Below are 1,510 nucleotides of genomic sequence, written 5' to 3' on the forward strand. Positions count from 1 at the left end.
TAATCCCGAAGACCCGATAGGGTTGGTCGGTGGGGCAAACCCGTATGGGTATGTGTATAACCCTACTGGATGGATCGACCCATATGGGTTGAGTGGAACATCGAAAGTTGATAAGCAATATGTTCTTGACAATATAGCGGCAAGTAAGGCAGCCAGAGAATCCTCTAATTTTAAAGATTTCATGTGGTATAAAGAATGGCCACCAAATCGAGGGTTCTACGACGGTAAATTTGAAAAATACACTATTCAACCAGGTAATAAGTTAGATAGATACGGTACTGATTATGGTACTTTCGTGGCACCGGAAGGCATTCCATACAGCTCTAGAGCATTAAAACCGGGGAGTGATGGCAGACCTTATTCTGTTTTTGTCGTTAAAAAGCCGATAACTGCTGATGCAGGGGAGATCGCTCCTTGGTTTGGTTATCCGGGACGAGGAATACAGTACGATTTGCCTAAAAAGGTTAATGAATTAATAGCAGATGGTTCATTAGAAAAAGTCTCAGTGACAGTGAAAGGTAAACCCGTACCATTTTAAATTAATTAGGTATATCAATGAATAAAGAAGAGCTGAGAACACGTTTAAAGGAAAATAAAGTCTCATCATCTTACTACTCACTTGAGGGGGGGGCTCCCGATGATAAAATTTGTCTCACTTATGAAGATGAATATTGGCTTGTCTATCATGCAGAAAGAGGCGCGCGTAGTTGGGTAGAATCATTTGAAAAAGAAGAAGATGCATGCGAACGTTTCTGGAAGTATGTTTCTGATATAAAAAGAATGTATGGATAAAATACAAAGCCGGTAAAGATCCCCGTGATCTTCCGGCTTTTTATAATAATCCCTATCAGTTCCCATATACTGAGTTTAAACCTTGGAAAATAGATGACGTCAAGGTATTAGAAGCATTGGCTTTTGAGGTAATGTATGGACTCTATTGAACAATCAAAAAAGTTAAGAGCCCTTTTCCTTTCACTATGGAAAATTAATTAGTGACATTTATTTTCACTATTGTTAATACACAAAGCCGGAAAAATTTCCGTGATCTTCCGGCTAAGTGTTATTCTCATAGCATAGCTATAAAGGTGATATTGTCACTTTGACAACCAACAAGGAATAAAATGATAACGGTATATCAATATATTTATGACAAGATGATCAAAAAAAGAGAAGAGATGCGCAGCTATTTACTGGGTCCATTGAGTGATGATTTCCCTGAAGAATATAAACCGATACATGAACTTTATTATACGGGGTCAGCCAAAGGAAAATCCTGCGTGGAGAAGATGATCATCAAAACAGCCGATGATCTGCTTTTTTTCCAACTTGAAAAAATGGATAAACTACGGTTATTGGAAAATGGTCAGGACATGTTTTCAATGGAGTTAAAACCAAAGGAATACAATAGCATTGTCTGTGTCCCCGAAAACCTCAGTTTCTGCTCAATTATGAAAGAGCTGATGGAGGAGGAAAACAACAACCACACTTTGATCTGACCCCCGAAAGTTGG

3 protein-coding genes are annotated in these 1,510 nt (G+C 38.5%); all 3 read left to right on the forward strand.

Translation table 11 applies throughout. The annotated features are described in order from the left end of the window. Positions 1 to 538 (forward strand): glycohydrolase toxin TNT-related protein (locus H8A87_RS19605; RefSeq protein ID WP_198691550.1); only part of this gene is annotated, 538 nt, incomplete at its 5' end. A 17-nt stretch (positions 539 to 555) separates the two neighbouring features. Continuing rightward, entirely contained in the window at positions 556 to 792 is a 237-nt protein-coding gene (locus H8A87_RS19610; RefSeq protein WP_198691551.1) for a hypothetical protein, read from the forward strand. 329 nt (positions 793 to 1,121) lie between these two features. After that, positions 1,122 to 1,496 (forward strand): transposase, encoded by a 375-nt coding sequence (locus H8A87_RS19615; protein WP_198691552.1) that lies wholly within the window; start codon positions 1,122 to 1,124, stop codon positions 1,494 to 1,496. The last annotated feature ends 14 nt before the right edge of the window (positions 1,497 to 1,510 follow it).

Origin of the sequence: Xenorhabdus lircayensis, from assembly GCF_016306625.1 — a bacterium.
Classification (GTDB): domain Bacteria; phylum Pseudomonadota; class Gammaproteobacteria; order Enterobacterales; family Enterobacteriaceae; genus Xenorhabdus; species Xenorhabdus lircayensis.

Bases quoted from the DNA above. Each gene is read 5' to 3' on its own strand.
- H8A87_RS19610 (WP_198691551.1), top strand. From the start codon at position 556: ATGAATAAAGAAGAGCTGAGAACACGTTTAAAGGAAAATAAAGTCTCA.
- H8A87_RS19615 (WP_198691552.1), top strand. From the start codon at position 1,122: ATGATAACGGTATATCAATATATTTATGACAAGATGATCAAAAAAAGA.